This window comes from Campylobacter sp. W0066.1, assembly GCF_024723635.1.
GTDB lineage: Bacteria > Campylobacterota > Campylobacteria > Campylobacterales > Campylobacteraceae > Campylobacter_D > Campylobacter_D lari_C.
This window is the reverse complement of sequence record NZ_JANQCW010000032.1, coordinates 1-2,579: the sequence shown is the minus strand read 5'-3', so window position 1 is coordinate 2,579 and position 2,579 is coordinate 1. Positions and strand designations below refer to the sequence as shown.

The 2,579-nt window shown below is 25.2% G+C and carries 5 protein-coding genes; all 5 read left to right on the top strand.

Translation table 11 applies throughout. The features are described 5' to 3' along the window. The coding region (locus tag CAMP18497_RS08100; RefSeq protein WP_337213719.1) for an AHH domain-containing protein at positions 1–314 on the top strand (314 nt) is incomplete at its 5' end. Then, positions 314–880, top strand: a complete 567-nt coding sequence (locus tag CAMP18497_RS08095; RefSeq protein WP_263670452.1) for an imm11 family protein — start codon at positions 314–316, stop codon at positions 878–880. The genes CAMP18497_RS08100 and CAMP18497_RS08095, both read left to right, overlap by 1 nt. A 123-nt stretch (positions 881–1,003) precedes the next feature. Continuing rightward, positions 1,004–1,309: a hypothetical protein gene (locus CAMP18497_RS08090; protein ID WP_337213716.1), complete on the top strand. Its 306-nt coding sequence runs from the start codon at positions 1,004–1,006 to the stop codon at positions 1,307–1,309. Between the two features lie 289 nt (positions 1,310–1,598). Continuing rightward, a complete protein-coding gene (locus CAMP18497_RS08085) occupies positions 1,599–1,949 on the top strand; it encodes a hypothetical protein (protein WP_261545372.1) in 351 nt (116 codons plus the stop codon). Beyond that, positions 1,946–2,579 (top strand): hypothetical protein (locus CAMP18497_RS08080; RefSeq protein WP_337213711.1); only part of this gene is annotated, 634 nt, incomplete at its 3' end. The genes CAMP18497_RS08085 and CAMP18497_RS08080, both read left to right, overlap by 4 nt.

Sequence of the window (2,579 nt, the reverse complement as noted above, 5' to 3'; positions counted from 1 at the left end):
ATGATAACAAACAATCACCAATTCAAACCCATCATATTGCTACTGATAAGAATAAAAAATTTACTAAAGAATTTCGAAAAATAACAAAAAAATATAACTTGGAATTGGATGGAGATTGGAACAAAGTTAAAATGCCACATCGCGGAAGACATCCTAATGAATACCATGAATATATTCTTGAAAAAATGAGTAAAATTGATAAAATAGCAAGAGGAGATAAGAATAAATTTTTAAAAGAATTTGAAAAACTAAAAGAAGAAATAAAAAATAATCCTGCTTTACTTAATAAAGAATACTATAAGGAGAGAAAATAATGAGATATTATAAAATGATGTATAACTATAATCATAACGATGTGGATAATTGGCACTCTTGTGATCTTGTAGATATAAAAAATAACGATGAATATACACTTTTAGAATCCAAGCCTATTATAAATTGGCAAACACCTAGTTTTGAAATAGACAAAGATGATGGTAAAATACTGACTGATCTTATACACAATGACTGTGGTTGGCGTATAGTCTCTCCTAAATTTATAAATTTAATGCAAGATTTAATCAAAGATTGTGTGCAATATTTAGATGTAGAAATTAAAAGTCAGGAAATAAATTATTATGATTGTAAAATTATGCATGTAACAAAATCACTTGAGGCTTTAGATTATGAACATTCTGTATATACTTATATGGGTGATAATAATGAATATCTAAGTATTACTAAGGCTGTTTTAAAAAAATCAAAACTTGATGGAAGTCATATATTTAGAATTAAAGATGATGAAATACCTGTTTTTGTATCAAGTGAATTTAGAAAAATAGTGAGAGAAAACAATTTATTAGGTTTTAGTTTTAGTGAAGTTATGGTATATGAAAATTAATAAATATATAAAAATATTATAATTATAAATTATATAAACTTATTAGGTTTTATCAAACAAATACCATAATAAAGGATAGAAACAACAAGAGAACAAGCAGAACTAATTATAGAAGAAGAAAAGTTGATTGATACAACTTGGTATCCTTCTTATAAACATTTAGGGGAATATCATCTTACTATGTGGTTTAATCCTAACAATAATAAATATGAAACTTTCTATGTTGGAGAAAGGGGGAGTGTTAGTCTTAACTATTCTTTTGATAGTGAAAAAGAAGCTATTGATAAAATGTTGCAAGAAAATTATTGGCATAAATATCATGATATCAAGGACATTAAAGAATATCTAACAAAAGAAGTAGCACTAAGAATCATCAAAGAAGAAAATCTAGAAGTGATTTGGTATGATGAAACACCTAAACCAATATGAGCAGGTATTAAACACGATAAACAAAGAGATAAATATATCTCTTTTATCGCTAATGCTAAAGCAGAGCTTATAGAATACAAAAGTATTGAGTTTGATGGGGAAGTTATTATATTTTTAGAAAAATATAATTACACTTCTACCTATAACGATGAATTTCTAGCCCTTTATGCTCTTATCAATCGTGCCAGAATGATTAAACAAAATAAGATTAGCTTTATATAAATACTTTCCTTATGATTTAATATAAAAATTTTTTGGTTATAATGCTATTTTAACACAAGGATATTTTATGGAAGATTTAAACTTTTTACAAAAACGTTGGGAAGAAGCTTATGAAGCTATGCCTAAACTTTATGAAATACCAAATGGAACAATAGTAAATTTTACCCTTAGTGAAGATACAGACACTATTTTATTTAAAGAACCTTGGGAAAATTTCAAACTAGATAATGAAGATGAAGAAGTAGAATGGAGGCTAAGTTTTTTCAGCATTAGCGAAGATAAGCCTTTAGGATATTTAGAGTATAAAGAAGCTTTAGAAAAATTACAAGAATTTTCTTTAATACAATCAGAAGAAAGGGTTTTGATTAGAGCTATGAGTTTAGAAGAGCTTAAAAAATTAGGATTACACGAGCTATGATACTTCCTCAACCTATATTTTTAAACAAACTTATACAATTTTTATCTAGTGAAAATTTAAATCTAAATAATTTTAAAAAAGATATAGAAAACATAATCTCTAAAAAAGACTTACAATTTTTACTAGATTTAAATACAAAAATTATGGGTATTGCTAAAATAATTATTCAAGATAAAAAAGAAGTTAATATACTACTACCACAGTCTAATAAAGAGCATAAATTACAATATACACCTACAAAATTAGAAATTAAAAAAGATTTTGAAATTAAACTTGATAGCTTGGAAAATTGCAACAACAAGCAATTATTAGATATCATTAAACAAGAATATCCAAATAATATAATAAAAGAACTAACTATTAATCTATCAAAAGAAAAAATAAAAATACTTTTCATTGTCAATGAAATACCAAAATTTTTAAAATCCATATATAAAGAATGTGATTTTAAAGATTATGGCTTAATGAACTATATCGAATTTGATAAAATTTTTAATCTCAAAATAGAAGATTTTAGATATTTTACGCTTGTTACACCCTTTGGGGCAAAAAAAATACAATTGTATTGGATAAATGAATATGAAAATCTTCAAGAAACACTCAATTGTATTTCAATCCCAATACCCCATC

Excerpts from the sequence above, each read along its gene's own strand:
- CAMP18497_RS08095 (WP_263670452.1), top strand. The coding sequence starts at position 314 with ATGAGATATTATAAAATGATGTATAACTATAATCATAACGATGTGGAT.
- CAMP18497_RS08085 (WP_261545372.1), top strand. The coding sequence starts at position 1,599 with ATGGAAGATTTAAACTTTTTACAAAAACGTTGGGAAGAAGCTTATGAA.